The sequence below is a fragment of the Pseudomonas sp. NPDC090752 genome, assembly GCF_055584805.1.
Window position 1 is genome coordinate 64,996 of sequence record NZ_JBVJLI010000014.1, and the last position, 18,292, is coordinate 83,287.

Consider the following 18,292-nt stretch of genomic DNA (forward strand, 5'->3'; position numbering starts at 1 on the left):
GGGTCAGGCCCTCATTGGCCGTTGTGCTGGGCGATGGGCTGAGTGTTCTGGCTGGTGTCGACTTGCACCTGGTCACCGGCCTTGACGTGCTGCAGGCCTTCGACCACCACGCGTTCGCCGGCCGCCAGGCCCTCGCTGACGATCCAGCGGTCACCCTGGGCGTTGCCGAGTACCACTTGGCGCTCGCTGATGCGCGCCTGGTCATCGACCACCAGCACCTTCGGCACCCCGGCGCTGTCGCGCAGGATGGCGCGCTGCGGCACGCTGATACCTTTGGGCTGCACGGCCTGCTCCAGGCGCACGCGCACGTAACTGCCAGGCAGCAGGTCGAGGTTCGGGTTGGGAAACTCGCTGCGCAGGGTGATCTGGTTGGTGCTCGGGTCGACGCTGATGTCGGAGAACAGCAGCTTGCCGGGCAACGGGTAGGCGCTGCCGTCGTCCTGGATCAGCGTGGCGCGCGCCTCACCGTTGTCTGCCTGCTGCAGCTCGCCGGCCCGCAACGCGCGGCGCAGGGCATTGAGCTCGCGGGTCGACTGGGTGACGTCGGCGTGGATCGGGTCCAGCTGCTGGATGGTGGCCAGTGGCGTGGTCTCGTTCTGCCCGACCAGCGCGCCCTCGGTGACCAGCGCGCGGCCGATGCGCCCGGAAATCGGTGCGGTGACGGTGGCATAGCCCAGGTTCAGGCGCGTGCGTTCCATCGCGGCCTTGGCCCCGGCAACCTCGGCATCGGCCTGCAGGTAAGTCGCTCGTGCGTTGTCGTACTCCTGGCGGCTGACCGCCTTGTCGTCCACCAGCTCGCGGTAGCGTTGTTCCTGCAGGCGCGCCTGGTACAGGTTGGCCTCGGCCTTGGCCAGGGTGGCGCGGGCGCTGTCGTGGTCGGCCTTGAACGGCGCCGGGTCGATCAGGAACAGCACGTCGCCTTGTTTGACATCGCTGCCTTCGCGGTAAACGCGCTTGAGCACCACGCCAGCTACCCGCGCACGCACTTCGGCGGTGCGCGGGGCGAGGATGCGCCCGCTCAGCTCGGTACTGATGGCCAGCGGCTGCAGCTGCAGGGTTTCTACCCGTACTTCGGGCGTGGGTGCCTGCTGGTCCAGCTCGGCGTTGTCGCCGCAACCGGCCAGGGACAGGCTCAGTAGTGCCAGAAGCGCCACAGGGCGCAGGCGAGGGGTGAAGATGTTAGGCATACGGATCTTCCGATGATGACCGTGCCTATGCTAAGGCAGTGGCTGCCTGAGCGCCTGTTAAGCTGTGTAGGGCGTGTGTGAAAAAGTGTGAAGAACGATCCTGCCTGCCGGCGGGATTCTATATCCTGCCGGTCTTTCCCCTAGTGTCCAAGCGCTTATGCCAAACCTTCTCCTGGTCGAAGACGACAGTGCACTGTCCGAGCTGATTGCCAGCTACCTGCAACGCAACGACTTCCATGTGCGGGTGATCGCCCGTGGCGACCATGTGCTGGAGGCGTTCCGCCAGGACAAGCCGGACCTGGTGATCCTCGACCTGATGCTGCCGGGCATCGATGGCCTGCAAGTCTGCCGCCTGCTGCGCCAGGAATCGCAGAGCCTGCCGATCCTGATGCTGACGGCACGTGACGACAGCCACGACCAGGTGCTGGGCCTTGAGATGGGCGCCGACGACTACGTGACCAAACCTTGCGAGCCACGGGTGTTGTTGGCCCGGGTACGCACCTTGCTGCGTCGCAGCAGCGTTCACGAGCCGCGCCTGGACAGCGAGCAGATTCTGGTCGGCGGCCTGCGCATCGACCTGGCCGAGCGCCTGGTCAGCTGGCGCGGTGAAGAGGTGGAGCTGTCCAGCGGCGAATACAACCTGCTGGTGGTCCTGGCGCGCAATGCTGGCGAAGTGCTCAGCCGCGACCGCATCCTCCAGCAATTGCGCGGCATCGAGTTCAATGGTACCGACCGTTCGGTGGACGTGGCCATTTCCAAGCTGCGCCGCAAGTTCGACGACAGCGCCGGCGAGGCGCGCAAGATCAAGACCGTGTGGGGCAAGGGTTACTTGTTCAGCCGTGTCGAGTGGGAGTGCTGACCGTTCATGCTCAAGATCCTGGTGCGCCTGTACCTGGTGATCATCGTCGCCTACGCCGGTGCGCTGCTGTTGATTCCCGACACCATCGTCGGCCTGTTCCATGAGCGCTTCATGGCCTACAACCTGGACCAGGCCAAAGGTGTGCAGTCGCTGATCGTCCGCCAGTTCCGCCAGGCGCCACGCGAGCAGTGGCCCGCGGTGGAGCAGGACCTGGCCAGGGCGTTCGCGCCGCTGGAAGTCAAGCTGCTGCGCAGCGACCAGGCCGGCCTGAGCCCGCAGGAGCAAGCCCGTCTGGAGCATGGCCTGTATGTGGTGCGCATCGGCGACTGGGGTTATTACCAGACGGCGCTGGCGCCGCTGGAAGAAGGTTGGTTAGTGAGCCTGCATGCGCCACCAGACCCGCTGGACATCAATGTGCTGTCCTGGGGTGTGACCGTACTGATCGGCGCCGCCATGCTCGGTTGCCTGCTGTTGTGGGTGTGGCCGCACTGGCGTGACCTGGAACGTCTCAAAGAGACCGCCCGGCGACTGGGCCAAGGGCAGATGGCCGAGCGAACGCATATCTCGCCGCACTCGAACATTGGTGAGCTGGCCGGAGTATTCGACACCATGGCCAGCGACCTGGAACGTCACGTCAACCAGCAACGCGAGCTGCTCAATGCCGTATCTCATGAGTTGCGCACGCCGCTCACCCGCCTGGATTTCGGCCTGGTGCTGCTGTTCGACGAAGTGCCGGCGAGCAGTCGCAAACGCTTGCTGGAGCTGGTCGGGCATGTGCGCGAGCTGGACGAGCTGGTGCTCGAACTGCTGTCCTACAGCCGGCTATACAACGCCGACCAGGCACGCGAGCGGGTCGAGGTGTCGTTGCTGGAGCTGGTCGACAGTGTGATTGGCGGCTTTGCCGAAGAGCTCGATACCCGGGGAATCACCTGGGAAGTCCGTGCCGAGGGCAACTTGCCGCGCTTCGTGCTCGACCCGCGGCTGACGGCGCGCGCCGTGCAGAACCTGGTGCGCAATGGCATGCGCTATTGCGATGAAAGCCTGTTGCTGCGCCTTCGCCTGGAAGAGGACGGCGCCTGCTTGCTGACCGTCGAGGACGACGGCATCGGCATCCCGGTCGAAGAACGCGAGCGGATCTTCCAGCCGTTCTACCGCCTGGACCGCAGCCGCGATCGCAATACCGGCGGGTTTGGCCTGGGGCTGGCGATCAGTCGGCGGGCCATCGAGGGGCAGGGCGGGACACTGACGGTGGCGCAGTCGGCGTTGGGTGGGGCGCAGTTCAGGATTCGTCTGCCCCAGATTTCGTGAAATACACAAAACTGAATCTCAGAAAGCCTGAGGGCAAAAAGGTTTTCGGTGTAGAGGCCCTTGTCCAAGGCTCTGTACGAAATCCCGAGAAACCGAATCGTTGCGTCTCCAGCGCTGAGATTATGCAGAGTCACGCGCCATCAACGGAAAGGAATTCTGTGATGGCAAAGCGTTACGAACTCACGGACGAGGCCTGGGATGCGGTCTCCGATCTCGATTCTAGTTTTCTAGTGGCTCTTTGATTTCATCCAGAATGTCCGGTTCTATTGGTAAGATCTGAGCAAAACCTCCACTGGTGAATTTTTCGCATAACGCTAACCCTCGCAATAAAGTCGGTCGCCAATGATTCAAATGAAATTCATTAGCTTCGTGTCTTGCTTGTAGCTTGAGAAACCGTTCTATCGCTCGCTTTCCGCCAGTCTCAAAGCCTGTGTGTAGTGCAACTGCATGTGCTGAAAGATACGTAATTATCTCGTCATCAAAGCGATCCTCGAGTTCGAGGGTTTCCATTTGGTAGCGCAGCCGATCCAGAAGATTATTTTCGAGTTTGTCGGTTTTGGTAAATGTGAACTTAACAGTCAAGCCGCCATCTTGAAGTCGAGGTGTGGCCACGAAAAATGGCTCGTTTGGAAGCGTATCGAAATAGGCATGGAAAAATCTGTTAGGGTCAGTGGAGTCATCATATTTGTCAAGTTTGGTGTTGTTGCAGGTGTGGCAAATAGGAATGAGATTTCGTTCATGGATTGAGAGTGGTTTAAATGCTGACTTTGGAAGATAGTGATCTAGTTCGCTGACGTTGTCTATGCCGCAACTTGGGCAAAGTTGGGTCGTCTTGAATAGCTCTTCGCGTATTGAGAATAGCATCCCGTTTTCGTAGGTTTTTTTATATGCCTTATGTATTTCGTTTGTTAGGGTCTTGGGGAGTGCGTCTCCTTTAAGGTCTGTATGCGCCACGCCTAATTGTTGGTCGTAGAGGTCATACAGCTTCAGTACTTGTGCTAGCTCCAGTGCCGTTAAAGCGTGGCCTTTGGTCTTTTTGTCGTGTTTATAGAGTCTAATCGCTTTGCTGAGGTTGCTGGCTGAATTAAGGCGAGAGGGCTTGTTGATTGTTTTCATGATGCTCTCTTCTTGTTCTTAGCTAGCTTGGATTGTACGTAAGCTCTCGCTTGCGCACTCAGCGCGGGATTAAAAAGATTCTCAATTTCTTCAATGCTCTCAAAGCCGTTTGCGAGCGTGTTTAAAGTATGGTGAAAGTCTGTGCTTGATGCCGTTAGGCCAAAGGTGCTATATGTCAGCGCGCCAATGCTTTCTCCAAAGGTTTCCATTTTGGGTTGCTCAATTATTGTGTTGTTGCCCACCCTGCGTACGTGCTTAACATGCTTGGATAGAGTTTCCTGAAGCAGTACTGGGGAGTGAGTGGCGGCTACGCAAAATGAATCGTATTCATTGAGTATCATCCGCGTAGCCTGCATGAGAGCGGCCATAAGTGGTGGATGGAGGTGTGCTTCTGGCTCATCGAAGAGTATCAAGGAGCGAGGCTGACAGTGCGCTATAAGTGATGTTACCGTGTGAAGGGCGATTTTATGGCCCGTGCTCCAGTTTAAAAAAAGACTCTTTGATTTTATAGGTTTTTCGCAAAGTACTTGTTTTTGTTCTTTCAAGTCTGCGAATGACGCCTCTGTCATTAGTATATCCAAAGCAGCCAATAACACGTCTGACCGCTGATTTTTGATGATCCGCCTAAGTGATCTCGAAAATTCCGTCGCGAGCTCAGTCAAAGGTTTTAGCTTTATTGATTGGCAACGATCGATGCTGTTAATTATAGGCGTGGACTCAGTAGGGTTCGATTCGAGCGCCTGTTCTACTTCTGATGCAATATCCCTCAATCCACAGAAAACGTAACGACCATCCCCTCGGCGTAGGTCGGTTGCTATTTGATCAGCGTCGAGGTTTTGTGTGGCAGGTAGAACGAAGTTATCAAATGCGCTGTAAGAAATGCTAACGACACGCATAAAACCGATGCCGGCTGGCTCTAGAGTTCCGAGCTTTTGCAGGGTGGGCGTCATTCGTTCTTCAGTAGAAGCAAAGGCGAGTCGTGAAAGAGAAGATAGAAGTGAGCTTTTACCCGCTCCGTTTCTTCCTATCAGCACAAATATTCTTTCAGGAAGTAATGTTGTTTTCTTGCTGGGTCCTAAAGTTCTGTAGTCGCCGCTAAAGCCTTTGGGGTTGGGTGAGCTAAAGTCAAAGGTGATTGTGGAGCTACTGCTCGCTGGTTTAAAAGAAAATATCTGTCTGGATTCGGCAAGCTCAGAATAATTGCCTGAATAAAGAGCTCCAGCATCCCGAAGGAAATCACTCCAATTGGTGTTTTCCCGAAAGATCGAGGTCTGCCATCCTTCTTCACTGCAAAATTTCTTTACGAGTTTTGGATAGGCAACTACGTCATTGAGGGCGCGAGTAATTCTAGTCCTGTCCCGTTGTGGAATTTCGTTTAACCTTTTATAAAAGTCGAGACTTATACCTGCTGAACAAAATTCACTGGAGAGCCTGTCAAAGTCGCTGGTGACTTGCAGTCCATCGCTCGATTTTTGCCCAGTCTTTAGGATTTTCACAGTTCCTATGTATGTTACGTCGCTTTCTTTTTTTCCGTGGTTGTAATAAAGATGATATTGTGTCTGAAAATTATGGTCGTTCCAGTTATCAAGCTGTAGCGCAAATTTGGAACTAATTTTTCTTAGTTTCTTTGGGGAGGCTTCGTGGATTTTTATCGTTCGCAAGCTACTGTCCATGTAGAGTGTCTCCTGTTTGTGCCTGTTCAATCATGGCAATTTCGATGTTGGGGTGACAGAGTAAGAAAAAGGAAGGATTCTCAAAGTTCAAAGGGTGTAGGCTGCAACTAATTGTGATGATGCCACTATGGCATCTTGCGCCTTAGTACTCAATAAGGTTGTTATGCGCCTTTATGACCCCATAGCACAAACCGGTCTTTGCCACGTTGCTTCGCCTCATACAAGGCCTGGTCAGCCTTGACCAGCGCCAAGGTTAGCGAATCCGAATCGTCTACTCGGGCCAAGCCAATGCTGATCGTAACAGGATGCTCCGACAAGTCTTCTCGCACACGCTTGCACAATGCTTCGACCAGGCCCTCTGCGGTTGGCTGATCCAGGCCCTGGAAGAAGATCGCGAACTCCTCGCCGCCGAGCCTTGCAAACTCGTAAGCCGCCATCGACTCCTTGATGTGCACGGCCACCCGCTTGAGCACTTCGTCGCCGATGTCGTGCCCGAAACGGTCGTTGACCTTCTTGAAGTTGTCGATATCGACCATCGCCAGGTATTGCCCCAGCGGGGCCTGGTGCAGTTGGCGCTCGGCCTTGGCCATGAACGAGCGGCGGTTGGGGATTTCGGTGAGCACGTCGACGTAGGCCTGTTCGAGCAGCAGCTTGGACATGTAGAAGTTGTGCAGCTTGGCCTGGCGGATGCGCAGGTAGCTGTAGATCACCAGGCCGCTGAGGAACACGGCATAACTCAGCAGCATGGCGGCTTCGAGGTCGTCGAGGTCGATGTTGGTGCCGTAGAACGGATTGAGCATGGTCCAGGTGATGGCCATGGCACAGAAGAACGACCAGCGCCGTACCGGTAGCACCGACACGCTGTACAGCACGGTGGAGGTGCCGAGCACCAGCCAGACCGGGCGCAGGGCTGTGGGGATGCCTTCGAGTACCAGACGCATGCCCAGGGTGATGACGGTGATGAACAGCAGGTTGAGCACGTCGAAATGGTGGGTCTTGCGGGTGAAGCCGAGCACCACCGTGAGGCTGCACATCAGCGCGATGAACAGGCCGGAAAGCCAGGTGAAACCCTGGCTGCCGAGGTAGCTGACAATCAGGTCGAAGACCAGCCAGACGGCGATGCTGATGCAGAAGATCAACTGGCAGAAGCGCCGCGCGTTTTCGAACTCATGCTGACGGAACTCGGCGCGCAGGGCGGCAGGGGCGACCTGCTGGCGGACGTATTCCTCGATGGTCTTGAACATGGGTGTATTCCTGCTGAGGAATGCATGGCTGTTCCGGCCTCTTCGCGGGCAAGCCCGCTCCCACAAGCTCTGCGGCGTTCGCAGAACCTGTGGGAGCGGGCTTGCCCGCGAAGAGGCCGGAGCAGACGACTCAATTCTGCGACAAAATCCCACGAGCCCAAGGCCGATAACGCAGGGCAAACACCGCTTCGGCATGGCATCCACCCGCCAGACTCGGCTCAATCGCCTCGGCCTGAAATGCCTGCCCTGGTGTACTCACCTGGCGAAACGCCTCACGCACCACACCCACCCGACACGGCAAGGCCTGCTCGTAACCCTGGCGCACCATCGCTGGCAACCGCCCAGTCCCGGCACCGTCCTGCCACCACACAGTCAAGCCCAGCCCCGCCAGTTGATCCAGCCACGCGGCATTGACCCGTGGCGCCAGCTTGCCGGCACTGAAGGCGCTGATGTGCAGCGGTTTGTCCAGGTGCCGGTTGAAGGCCTGCAACTGGGTGTACAACGCCTCACGGCGGGCAGTGTCACGAAAGTGCAGGTCGTCCAGCTCCATCGGCAAGTACCACCCCACCACCTCGATGCTCCACGCCTTGCGCAGCTGCTGGTATTGGCTCAGCGAGCGTCCCAGCTGGGCCTTCCAGTAACTGTTCAGGCCGTCGCCATCAAGTTCCTCGATGCGTTTGTAGTAGGCCGGGTCCATGTAAAGCCCGAGCACCAGCTCAAGCCCCTGGGCGCGCGCTTCGCGCAGGCTGTTGGCCAGCCAGCCCTGGGCGCCGCCGAAATCGCCGTCGCCATAGGCGCTCCATTGCACGATCAGGGTTCTGCCGCCCTGTGCCGCAGTGGCGCGCCACAGCTGCTGCCACTGAGCGGGGCTGATAGCGGCATCGCGGTTCAGCGGCTGATAGAACAGGCGTTGGTCTGCCAGCGCCGGCAGGCACAGGGCAAGCATGCAGATGGCCAGGAAGGTACGCATCAGAAGGTCATCTCCGCGCCAACCAGCACGCCGTTGGCGCGCTCATAAAGGTTGCCACCCAGCGACTGCTGGTACTCGGCCCGCACTTTCAGCGTGCCGCGGTAGGCGTTGTAGCGATCGTCGTCGAACCACCATTGCCAGCGCACACCGATACCTGCGCGGGCATCCTGACGCCAGTCGTTGCTTGGGTCCTGGCTGGAAAATTCGAGGAAACCGTAAGGCATCAGTGTCTGCGGTGAGTTGCCCGGGAGCTTCCAGGCATGGCCTTGCTGGTAACGCGAGAGCCAGGCATGGTCGCCGGCACGGGTCCACCAGGCGGCGTCGAGGTACAGGAAGCGCTCGTTCCAGTCGTCTTCGTCGACCCGCCAGTCATTGCGCCAGGCACCCTGGTCGAGGAACGAGGCGGTGGCGCGCAGCAGCAGATCATTGCTCGACTCGGCGTTGTTGCGCAGGTCGCCCCAGTTGCCGCCGACCTTGCCCGGGCTCAGCAATTCGCCCAGGCTCAGGCCGCTGTAGTGCTCGGTGTCGATCTGCCGTTGGTGGTACAGCTCGGCATACAAGTTGAGGTTGGCCTGGCCGAGCGGTTTGTAGCGCAGGCCGACACCGGTGCCCATGCTTTGCGCATAATCCGTGCGGCTCTGACCGCCGAACAGCACGCGCCCATACACCGACAGGGTACTGCTGTTGCGGCTGGGTTCCTCACCTAGCGCATGGTCCCACATGGCCAGTTGCACGTTCTGCGACTGCGCCCGGCGGGAACTGCCGCTGCGCTCGCCATTGTCGAGGAAGTTGTCGTTGGTCGAGGTGCCCGCAGGCGACCAGGTGCTGGCCAGGGTGATGCTATCGCGGCGTGACAAGGTTTCGTGGGCACGGCGCTGGCGGTACTTGCGCGCTTCGAGGCTACCGTATTCGTCGTCGGCGTCGACCAGGTTCTCTTCAACATCGAGGATCCGGCGCAGTTCGCGGCGGGCCGAGGCGCTGTCTTCGGCTTCGTCGTAACGCAGGGCGAGGGTTTCGCCGAGGCGATAGTCTTCAGGGAACTCTCGGCTAGCCTGCTCCAGGTAGGGAATCGACTGGCGTCGCTGGGCTTGGTCCGGCGAGCCGGCCAGGCGCATGCCGTAGTCGGCGCGGTAGCGTGGTTGGTTGGGGGCCAGGTGTACCGCTTCGGCCAGCCAGGCGGTGCTCTGGGCGCTATCGCCGGCCAGCTGCGCGGTGCTGGCAGCCGCGTAGTAGCGGTCGGCACGCGGTTTGTGCACCAACGCTTGGCGTTGAAAGCCCAAGGCCGCTTGCGGATCGCCCTGGCGTTGGGCAATCGCGGCGCCGAGCGCCCAGTCGTCGGCGCTGTTGTGCGCGGCAGTATCCCAGTATCGTCGAGCGGTTTGCGGCTCGCCTGCGTTCAATGCACCCGCGGCGGCGGTCAGGCGGGCGTTGTCGGTCCAGGCGCTGCCCGGCAAATTGCGCCAGATGGGCAGGGCCGTTACGGAATCACCGGCGGCTTCCAGGGCGTAGGCCAATGGCAGGCGATTGCCGCTGTCGCCAAGGCGTTCGGCGGCCTGGTAATAGACCACCGCTTCACCGGGTTGGTCAGGCATGGCGCAGCGGCCCAAGGCGCGGTACTGCCCGGCCTCGGTGGGGTTTGCTGGAATGGCCTGGCGCACGGCGTCGCACTGACCGGCCTCGGCCAGGCGGCCGAGCAATTGGGCGCGTGTGTTGGCATCGACCCTGGGGATCAGGCTGAGCATGCGCCGGCTTTCCAATGGGCCGTCGCTACGTGCATAGAGATTGCTTAGACGCTGCAGCAGCGAGGGCGTCAGGCGCCCCTGGCGGCGGTCATAGGCCTGCTCCAGCAGGGCTCGGGCGCGGTCGCTGTGGCCTTGCTGCAACAGCAGGAAGGTGGCTTGTTCGAGGGCCGCCAGATTACCGCTCTGACGGTATCGCTGTTCCCATTCGGCCGCGGTGCGCGGTTGTGGCGCTGGCGCGGGGTCGCCATACAGGCGCTGCTTGAGGATCGCATAGGCGCGGACGTCTGAGCTGGCCTGGCAGTCCTTGAGCTGCTCGCGGGCGACCTCCGGGTCGTGGCGTGACAGCCAGTCGACCGTGTCCAGGCACGGGCGCTGCAGGTCGTTGCTCAGGCGCCGGACCAAGGGCGCATCGTCGCCTTCACGGGCCAGTTCCCAAAGCTGCTGGCGCAGTGCTGGATCTTGCAGCTGTTCGGCTGGCAGGGTTTGCAGCCAGCGTTGGGCCTGCTCGTTATGGCCAACGGCGATGGCTCGGTTGGCCATGGCCAGCCGGGCCTGGTTGGCGATCTCGGGCGAGGGGGCGCTTCGCAAAAGCTTGGCCAAGCCTTTTTCATCGACATGCTGGATGTAGGCATTGGCCAGGCGTCGCCAGTCTTGCGTCGGCAACTGGCCTTTGTCGGCCAAGGGTTGCAGCTGTTCAATGGTTTCCTTCCAGTTGCGCAGTCGCTCGGCGAAGTTGGCCCGCGCCAGGCGCAGCACTTGGCCATCGTCACGCGGCGGCAGCTGGTTGAGCCACTCCAGGGCCTTGGCGGCCCCGCCGAACTTGGCCAGGCTCAAGCTATAGGCCTGCCACAGGCGTACCCGGTGCATGCTGTCGGCAGTGGCCATCCAACCCTCTACCTGGCTGGCGGGTGGTGGGTCTTGTTCGATCCAGGTCAGACGCAGTTCAAGCAGGGCATTGGCGTACTCTGGGCCGCCACCGAGTTTCTCGGCCAGGGCTTCGGCGTCCTTGTAGCGGCGCTGGTGGGCCAGCGCCTCGACCAGCAGTGCGCGCGCTTCGTCATTGTTTGGTACGCGTCCCAGTACATGGCGGGTCAGACGCTCGACCTCGGCCCAGTTGTCCTTTTTCGCTTCGCGGTAACTGCGCTCCATGAACGGATAGCTGGTGAAGCGCTGAAAGTCTGTCATGGGTGCGGCCAAGGCAGGCAGGGCGCTGGAGCACAGCAGCAGGCCGGTGAACGTGAGGGTAAAACGCGGCTTCATGCCACCTCCCTGATCAGGTCAAAGGCGGCCTGCTGTTCGCTGGCCTGTTCGGCGAGCGCCTGCTGCAGCACGTGCTCGGTGATGATGCCGCGTGCGATCAGGTGTTCGCCCAGGCTCTGCTGCTCCGGGTCGAAGTCGATCAGTGCCTGGTTGAACAGGGTCACCGGAACCATGCCGCGTACCTGCAGCAAGGCCCCGAGCATGACCTGATGGGTGCTGACCTGCTCGATCAGTTCGGCGTTGTCCTGGTGTTTTTCCAGCACCTCCAGCATCTGCCGGGTTTCCTCGTGCTGCCAGGGGCTGGGGTAGTGATGGCGCAGGCCCAGGGTGACCCGACCCTGTGGCGCCAGTCGGCATTTCACCGGTCGCTTGAGCTGGCGGCTGATCACCCCCAGCGAGACCTGGCTGACCGGGCTTTCGCTGGCCAGCACCAGGGTGTCGCCGTCTTCGGCCACTGGCAGTACGCCATAGTGCGTCGCCAAGCGGCGCGGCAGTTGCGCGATCAGGTGTGCGTCGAGCTTGAACGGGTTGAGTGGTGCCCAGGGCATGTCGAGCTGCTCGGCCAGGGTCTGCACCAGCTGTTCGCTGGTCAGCCAGCCGCGCAACAGCAGCTCGCGGCCCAGGCGCCGGCGCACCGGGCTGGTGATCGCCTGCTCCAGCTGTTCTTCGGTGATGTAGCCTTTTTCCACCAGCCGGTGGCCCAGCGGTGTGCGGGCAGGTGAGGCCAGGGCGGGGAACTCGTGGGTGGTCTTGTCCCAGGCCACACGGCGCGAATCACCCATCTCCATGACCTGGCGCAAGGCGCGCAGATTGGCGAAGAAGTTGACGAAGTTGCTCCACATCATCCGCGGCGCCGACAGCAACCCTTCGCCGATGCCGTAGTAGCGGGTCACAAACCAGCCGCGCTGGAACAGGCGATTGATCAGCATCAGGCCATTGAGCCAAAGCAGCGTGGTAAGCAACCCGCTGTCGCTGAGAATCGACATGAAGCGCCAGGACTCCGGCGCGACCACCGTCACCAGCCACATCGCCAGCAATACCAGGAACAACAGGTTGACCAGGAAACTGAGCAGGTAGGCGAACAAACCTCGCCGATCACGCCAGAGGAAGTAGTTGAGCGCGCCCGTGCGGCTCCAGCCAAGGTTGCTGGTGCCTTGGAACACGATGCCGACGATCCACCGCGACTTCTGCCGGATAGCATGCTGCCAGTCACGCGGGAAATGCTCGCGCACGCAAATGACCTGGGAGAATTCGCGGCTCATCCCAGGGCGCCATTCGTGCTTGAGCGCCAAGGCCGGGTCGGTGACGGAGTAGCGGGCGAAGATGCACTTCATGCCCTTCTGTTTGAGGCGAAAACCGATGTCATAGTCTTCGGTGAGACTCTGTACATCGAAGGCGATGCCGTCGCCGTCTTCGAGCAGGGCGCTGATGGCACGGCGGCTGAAGCAGGTGCCGACCCCCGCACTGGGCACCTGGCCGGTCAAGGCCTCGCGCACGATCACGTCCTTGCCGTGGTTTTCCGCAAATTCGTCCACGTAGTGCCCGGCGGTGAAACCCTTCCATTCCGGCGCATAGGGGTAGACCGGGATCTGGATCATGTCCTTGGCCGGCAACAGGTAGTTGAACAGGCGCAGCTCCATGGGCGAGATCACGTCTTCGGCGTCATGCAGGATGAAGCCGGCGAACTCGATGCGGGCATCGTCCTGGAAACGCAGGATGGCATCGATGATGTTGTTCAGGCAGTCGGCCTTGCTGGTCGGGCCGGGGCGGGCGCAAACCACCTTGTGTACGTTGGGGTAGTGCAGGCACACCGCGTCGACGTCGGCTTGGGTCTGCGGGTCGTTGGGGTAGGTGCCGACAAAGATCTGGTAGTATTCGTAGTCGATGGTCGAGGCTGCCAGGCGCGCCATTTCGCCGACCACGCCCACCTCGTTCCAGGCTGGGACCATGATCGCCAAGGGTTTTTCCGGTACTTCGAACAGGCGTTTCTCGTCGGCCCGCTCGTATTTGTCGTAGATGCGAAAGCGTCGAACCAGCTTGCGGCACCAGTAGCACAGGTCGATGAACAGGTCATCAAGGCCGAGCAGAAACATCAATGTGGCAAGGATTATGGCCAGGATCTTGAGGCCGAACAGCACATATGTCAGGAAATCGATGAAAGCCAGGCTCATGCGTCATCCCGTTGACTGGTGGTTTCCTCGAACCAGCGGCTCAGGCGTTCGGCGATGATCTCGCTGGCGTGGCCGTCACCGAATGGCGTAAAGACGCGGGCCATGCGCTGGTAGGCGGCCTCGTCGTCCAGCAGTTGGCTGGTTTCCTTGACGATGCGCTCGGCCTGGGTGCCGACCAGCTTGACCGTGCCGCCCTCCAGCACCGATGGGCGCTCGGTGACCTTGCGCAGCACCAGTACCGGCTTGCCTAGCGCCGGGGCTTCTTCCTGTACGCCACCGGAGTCGGTGAGGATGATGTGGGCGCGGTTCATCAGCCAGACGAAGTGCTGGTAGTCCTGCGGCGCCACCAGGTGGATGTTGTCGCGCCCGGACAGCAGGCCGTAGACCGCTTTTTGCACCTGGGGGTTGAGGTGCACGGGGTAGACGAACTGCACCTCGGGGTAACGCAGGGCCAGTTCGGCCAGCGCCAGGCAGATGCGCTCGAAACCGGCGCCGAAGTTTTCCCGGCGGTGGCCGGTGATCAGCACCATGCGTTGGTCATCGCGCAGGTTGTGCAGCGAGGAATCAGCGGCGGGGTGCCAGGCGGTGGTGCCGAGGTATTCGCGCATCCACAGCAAGGCGTCGATGACGGTGTTGCCCGTGACCTCGATGTGTTCCAGCGGCACGCCCTCGCGCAGCAAGTTGTCGCGGGACTTGGTAGTGGGGGCAAAATGCAGGTCGGCGATCACCCCGGTCAGGCGCCGGTTGGCTTCTTCGGGCCAGGGTTGCTGCAGGTTGCCGGTGCGCAGGCCGGCTTCGACGTGGCCGATGGGGATATGCCGATGGAACGCGGCAAGGGCGGCGATGAAGCTAGTGGTGGTGTCGCCATGGACCAGCACAATATCCGGTTTGACCTGTTCATAGGCTTTGTCGATCTTGTCCAGCAGGTCACGGGCCAGCCCGTTGAGGGTCTGGTTCTGAGTCATCACCTTGAGGTCCTGGTCGACGCTCAGGCCGAACGCGGTGAGCACCTGCCCGAGCATTTCGCGGTGCTGGCCAGTGGAGCAGATGTGCAGGTCGATGTCGGGCCACTCGCGCAGGACCCTGGCCAGAGGGGCCATCTTGATCGCTTCTGGGCGGGTACCGAATACCATCATGACGGTGTTGGCCATCTTGCTGTTCCTCGTACGATTCCCTGGGCGTAGGTGTACGACTGCGTGCTGCTAGCAATGGATAGATACAAGCAGTCAGCTGCGGGGTTGTCCAATGCACGGTAGGTCGCGTAATTTGGTAGGCCTTTTCGATCTGGAGCTGAACATGCAAGGCAAGGCACGCAAGATCGTCCAGGCCATTCTCTACGAAGCCATTGCCGTGGCCTGCGTGGCACCGGCACTGGAGCTGGCGTTTGGGGCCGGCATGGCGCAATCGACCGTGCTGTCGGTCCTGATGTCGGGCATTGCCATGAGCTGGAACATGGGCTTCAACTGGGTGTTCGAGCGCTGGGAAGCGCGCCAGCCCAAACGTGAGCGCACCTTCATGCGCCGGCTGTTGCACGCGCTCGGCTTCGAAGGTGGATTGGTGGTGATCTTGCTGCCGCTGGTGGCGTACTGGCTGGATGTCAGCCTGTGGGCGGCGCTGCTCACCAATTTGGCACTGTTCGTATTTTTCTTCGTGTATGCCTTCGTGTTCCAGTGGGGCTTCGACAAGGTCTTCGACGTGCCGCTCTCGGCGCAGCAGGCCAAGTGTTGACAGGCCTGCGCGCGGCGGGATAAGTTCCAACCCCATGAACACCTTCCCGCACGTGAACGCCATTATTATTACCGCCATTATCAGTTTGGCGGGCTAGCGCGTACGTGCACCTAACCCGCCCTGGAGGCGGGTTTTTACTCATCGACTCCTGGGCAACGTGAAAACAGCCAAGGAGTTGCATTCGATGACCAGTCTCAACGTTACCCCACGTACCCCGCTCAGCCCGCAGCAACTGCTGTCGGAGCAAGTGCGGCGCATCTTGTCCGCGCCGGTGTACGACCTGGCCATCGAGACGCCGCTGCAAGCGGCACCTGCACTGTCCGCCAGCCTGGGGAATCAGGTGCTGCTCAAGCGCGAAGACCTGCAGCCCACTTTCTCGTTCAAGATCCGCGGTGCTTACACTCGGCTGTCGCGCTTGACCACGGCCCAGCGCGAGCGTGGGGTGATCACTGCCTCAGCGGGCAACCACGCTCAGGGTGTCGCCCTGGCGGCTTCGCACCTCGGGTTGAAAGCAACCATCGTCATGCCGACCACCACGCCCTCGCTCAAGGTCGAAGGTGTGCGCTCGCGTGGCGGCCACGTGGTGCTGCATGGCGAAAGCTTCCCGCATGCCTTGGCCCATGCGCTCAAACTTGCTGACAGCGAGGGGGCAACGTTCGTGCCGCCCTACGATGACCAGGACGTGATCGCTGGGCAGGGCACCGTGGGTATGGAAATCCTCCGCCAGCAGCCGGGGGCGCTCGACGCGATCTTCGTGCCAGTCGGTGGCGGCGGACTGGTGGCGGGCATCGCCGCGTATGTGAAGTACCTACGCCCTGAGGTGAAGGTGATCGGTGTCGAACCGGAAGACTCCAATTGCCTGCAGGCCGCCATGGCCGCCGGTGAACGGGTGATCCTGCCGCAGGTGGGTACCTTCGCCGACGGCGTTGCGGTGGCCCAGGTTGGTGCCCATTGCTTTGAGCTGTGCCGGCACTTCGTCGATGAAGTGATAACTGTCAGCAGCGACGAACTGTGTGCGGCGATCAAGGACATCTACGACGATACCCGTTCGATCACCGAGCCTTCCGGCGCGCTGGCCGTGGCCGGGATCAAGAAATACGTAGCCCGTGAAGGCGTGCAGGGCCAGACCCTGGTGGCCATTGATTCCGGTGCCAACGTCAACTTCGACCGCCTGCGCCATGTAGCCGAGCGCGCCGAGCTGGGTGAGCAGCGCGAGGCGATCATCGCCGTGACCATCCCCGAGCAGCCCGGTAGCTTCCGCGCCTTCTGCCAGGCGCTGGGCAAGCGGCAGATCACCGAGTTCAACTACCGCTATTTCCCGGGCAAGGAGGCGCGGTTGTTTGTCGGTGTGCAGACGCATCCGCTGCATGATCCGCGCGAACAGCTATTGGCCAACCTCGCCGAGCAGGGGTACAGCGTCCTTGACCTGACCGACAACGAACTGGCCAAGCTGCATGTGCGCCACACGGTGGGCGGGCATGCGGCACCGGGGGCGGATGAGCGAGTGCTACGTTTCGAGTTCCCGGAGCGGCCCGGGGCGTTGCTGGGCTTCCTTGAGCGGTTGGGCAAGCGCTGGAACATCAGCCTGTTCCATTACCGCAACCACGGTGCGGCGGACGCACGGGTGTTTGCGGCGTTGGAGGTGCCGGGTGAGGAACAGGCAGGGTTGGGCCAGGCGCTGGATGAGATGGGGTATCGGTATTGGGATGAGACTGACAACCCGGCTTACAGGCTGTTTTTGGGGTGATCTGACCGGCCTCTTCGCGGGGCAGGCCCGCGAAGAAGGCAACACGGTGTTCAGCGCTCGCGCATGAAGAATCCTGCCACAAACTTGCGAAACGTCTCCAGGCTCTTGAAGTCGGCATATCGCTTGAAATTCTCGGCATCCGGCTCCGGACCCACCGGTTGTTCCAGCAACGACACCGACAGCACCCGGTCCTGGTCCGACGTCAGCACCAGCTCATCCATCACCTGGCCACCGATCACCGGCCTGCGCATCTGCACCTTAACGCCCTTGCTGGCCATCCAGTCGATCAACGAGACCAGTGCCTTGAGCGGCTCACGCTCTTCGTCGCGGTACACGGGGAACAGGTGCGAACGCGACAACACCGGCACGCTGGCCACATGGATCAGCTCATAGAAATGGCTGCCTGCCGTGGTTGGCGAGTACAGGACCAGTGCCAGCAACGGGCCGGACGCCCGGCTGCCGCCCCAGTACAGGTGATGCCCTTGGAAATCGAAGCCATCTTCGCTGCGGTTGTTGAACAGCTTGCGGCCCTTGATCTGGTCCACGCAGTCCAGCAGCAGGCCATGGCGGCGGTGGTTGCCGAACACCGTGGCCTCGCGCAGGCGGGCCTTGAGCATCATCATGTGCTTCATGTCGAGCCGGGTTTCCAGGTAGTTGCTGGCCGGCACACGCTCCAGCAGCGGGTAACGGCTGGCGACGCTGCGCAGCTCGGCGAACTGGCTGGTGAGGTCTTTTTTCAGGTGCGTGGCGTAGAGGTTCAGGCCACTGGTTTCGATCCAGGTCAGCAGCAGTGACAGCAAGCGTTGCTGATCGCGGCGGTCACTGCCATCACTGGCGCCGCTCTTGCCGTCGCTGCCCTTGCGAAAATCCCCGAGCAGGCGCAGTGCAGTGTCGGGCGCCAGCCAGGCGGCAGGTGGGGCAGGGTCTTCCTCACGTTCGGCGGCCTCGCGTTCGTCCTTGGTGAACGGGCAACCTGGCGCATGCTCGGCGGTGCCGGGATTATTCTTTAGAAACAGTGTGCCGGTGCTGCCGTTGAGGGTGACATTGAGCACTGGCAGGGCATCCTTGCGGCAGTCGCAGGCCAGCCACTGGTTGGCGCTGCGCACCTTCATCAGCAGCTGGTTGGCCTGCAGCAGGCGCGGGCCGACGAGGCTGCCGTTGGCGAATGCCTGCAGCAGTTCCTCTTCGGCCGGGGTCAGGCTGCGCACCTGCGCGGCGGTTTTGTCGATGATTCGCATTGAGCAGCTCCAAGCTACGAGCCCCAAGCTTCAAGCAAAGCCGCGTCGC

13 protein-coding genes are annotated in these 18,292 nt (G+C 61.0%); 4 read left to right on the top strand and 9 right to left on the bottom strand.

The genetic code is table 11. From position 1 onward, the window contains the following. Positions 1-11: 11 nt before the first annotated feature. Positions 12-1,187, bottom strand: a complete 1,176-nt coding sequence (locus ACZ6YA_RS18780; RefSeq protein ID WP_465898588.1) for an efflux RND transporter periplasmic adaptor subunit — start codon at positions 1,185-1,187, stop codon at positions 12-14. Between the two features lie 157 nt (positions 1,188-1,344). Here ACZ6YA_RS18780 and ACZ6YA_RS18785 point away from each other — a divergent pair, with 157 nt between their 5' ends. Both ACZ6YA_RS18785 and ACZ6YA_RS18790 read left to right on the top strand, forming a co-directional pair. Beyond that, a complete protein-coding gene (locus tag ACZ6YA_RS18785) occupies positions 1,345-2,046 on the top strand; it encodes a response regulator (protein ID WP_401081176.1) in 702 nt (233 codons plus the stop codon). Between the two features lie 6 nt (positions 2,047-2,052). Continuing rightward, positions 2,053-3,354: an ATP-binding protein gene (locus ACZ6YA_RS18790; protein WP_465898589.1), complete on the top strand. Its 1,302-nt coding sequence runs from the start codon at positions 2,053-2,055 to the stop codon at positions 3,352-3,354. A 219-nt stretch (positions 3,355-3,573) separates the two neighbouring features. Here the strand turns inward: ACZ6YA_RS18790 and ACZ6YA_RS18795 are convergent, their stop codons facing one another. From ACZ6YA_RS18795 to wecB, 7 genes are all read right to left on the bottom strand, one after another. Continuing rightward, complete coding sequence (locus ACZ6YA_RS18795) at positions 3,574-4,470, bottom strand: HNH endonuclease (RefSeq protein WP_465898590.1); 897 nt, start codon at positions 4,468-4,470, stop codon at positions 3,574-3,576. Next, positions 4,467-6,143, bottom strand: coding sequence for an AAA family ATPase (locus tag ACZ6YA_RS18800; RefSeq protein WP_465898591.1), 1,677 nt, complete (start codon positions 6,141-6,143; stop codon positions 4,467-4,469). The genes ACZ6YA_RS18795 and ACZ6YA_RS18800 overlap by 4 nt, the downstream gene beginning before the upstream one ends. Positions 6,144-6,304: 161 nt before the next feature. Next, a complete protein-coding gene (locus tag ACZ6YA_RS18805; RefSeq protein ID WP_465898592.1) occupies positions 6,305-7,387 on the bottom strand; it encodes a GGDEF domain-containing protein in 1,083 nt (360 codons plus the stop codon). Positions 7,388-7,517: 130 nt separating this feature from the next. Then, positions 7,518-8,357: a DUF4434 family protein gene (locus ACZ6YA_RS18810; protein WP_465898593.1), complete on the bottom strand. Its 840-nt coding sequence runs from the start codon at positions 8,355-8,357 to the stop codon at positions 7,518-7,520. Further along, a complete protein-coding gene (locus tag ACZ6YA_RS18815) occupies positions 8,357-11,359 on the bottom strand; it encodes a phage receptor (RefSeq protein WP_465898594.1) in 3,003 nt (1,000 codons plus the stop codon). Before ACZ6YA_RS18815 ends, ACZ6YA_RS18810 begins: the two co-directional genes overlap by 1 nt. Then, complete coding sequence (gene nfrB, locus ACZ6YA_RS18820; RefSeq protein ID WP_465898595.1) at positions 11,356-13,530, bottom strand: cyclic di-3',5'-guanylate-activated glycosyltransferase NfrB; 2,175 nt, start codon at positions 13,528-13,530, stop codon at positions 11,356-11,358. The genes ACZ6YA_RS18815 and nfrB overlap by 4 nt, the downstream gene beginning before the upstream one ends. Next, positions 13,527-14,681, bottom strand: a complete 1,155-nt coding sequence (gene wecB / locus ACZ6YA_RS18825; RefSeq protein WP_465898596.1) for a non-hydrolyzing UDP-N-acetylglucosamine 2-epimerase — start codon at positions 14,679-14,681, stop codon at positions 13,527-13,529. The genes nfrB and wecB overlap by 4 nt, the downstream gene beginning before the upstream one ends. Before the next feature lie 145 nt (positions 14,682-14,826). Here wecB and ACZ6YA_RS18830 point away from each other — a divergent pair, with 145 nt between their 5' ends. After that, positions 14,827-15,258: a PACE efflux transporter gene (locus ACZ6YA_RS18830; protein ID WP_465898597.1), complete on the top strand. Its 432-nt coding sequence runs from the start codon at positions 14,827-14,829 to the stop codon at positions 15,256-15,258. Positions 15,259-15,442: 184 nt separating this feature from the next. After that, positions 15,443-17,005, top strand: a complete 1,563-nt coding sequence (gene ilvA / locus ACZ6YA_RS18835; protein WP_465898598.1) for a threonine ammonia-lyase, biosynthetic — start codon at positions 15,443-15,445, stop codon at positions 17,003-17,005. 50 nt (positions 17,006-17,055) lie between these two features. Here the strand turns inward: ilvA and ACZ6YA_RS18840 are convergent, their stop codons facing one another. After that, entirely contained in the window at positions 17,056-18,243 is a 1,188-nt protein-coding gene (locus ACZ6YA_RS18840) for a hypothetical protein (protein ID WP_465898599.1), read from the bottom strand. Between the last annotated feature and the right edge of the window lie 49 nt (positions 18,244-18,292).

Coding starts and splice junctions, on each gene's coding strand:
- ilvA (WP_465898598.1), top strand. CDS start 15,443: ATGACCAGTCTCAACGTTACCCCACGTACCCCGCTCAGCCCGCAGCAA.
- ACZ6YA_RS18780 (WP_465898588.1), bottom strand. CDS start 1,187: ATGCCTAACATCTTCACCCCTCGCCTGCGCCCTGTGGCGCTTCTGGCA.
- ACZ6YA_RS18785 (WP_401081176.1), top strand. CDS start 1,345: ATGCCAAACCTTCTCCTGGTCGAAGACGACAGTGCACTGTCCGAGCTG.
- ACZ6YA_RS18830 (WP_465898597.1), top strand. CDS start 14,827: ATGCAAGGCAAGGCACGCAAGATCGTCCAGGCCATTCTCTACGAAGCC.
- wecB (WP_465898596.1), bottom strand. CDS start 14,681: ATGGCCAACACCGTCATGATGGTATTCGGTACCCGCCCAGAAGCGATC.
- ACZ6YA_RS18795 (WP_465898590.1), bottom strand. CDS start 4,470: ATGAAAACAATCAACAAGCCCTCTCGCCTTAATTCAGCCAGCAACCTC.
- nfrB (WP_465898595.1), bottom strand. CDS start 13,530: ATGAGCCTGGCTTTCATCGATTTCCTGACATATGTGCTGTTCGGCCTC.
- ACZ6YA_RS18805 (WP_465898592.1), bottom strand. CDS start 7,387: ATGTTCAAGACCATCGAGGAATACGTCCGCCAGCAGGTCGCCCCTGCC.
- ACZ6YA_RS18840 (WP_465898599.1), bottom strand. CDS start 18,243: ATGCGAATCATCGACAAAACCGCCGCGCAGGTGCGCAGCCTGACCCCG.
- ACZ6YA_RS18800 (WP_465898591.1), bottom strand. CDS start 6,143: ATGGACAGTAGCTTGCGAACGATAAAAATCCACGAAGCCTCCCCAAAG.
- ACZ6YA_RS18790 (WP_465898589.1), top strand. CDS start 2,053: ATGCTCAAGATCCTGGTGCGCCTGTACCTGGTGATCATCGTCGCCTAC.
- ACZ6YA_RS18815 (WP_465898594.1), bottom strand. CDS start 11,359: ATGAAGCCGCGTTTTACCCTCACGTTCACCGGCCTGCTGCTGTGCTCC.
- ACZ6YA_RS18810 (WP_465898593.1), bottom strand. CDS start 8,357: ATGCGTACCTTCCTGGCCATCTGCATGCTTGCCCTGTGCCTGCCGGCG.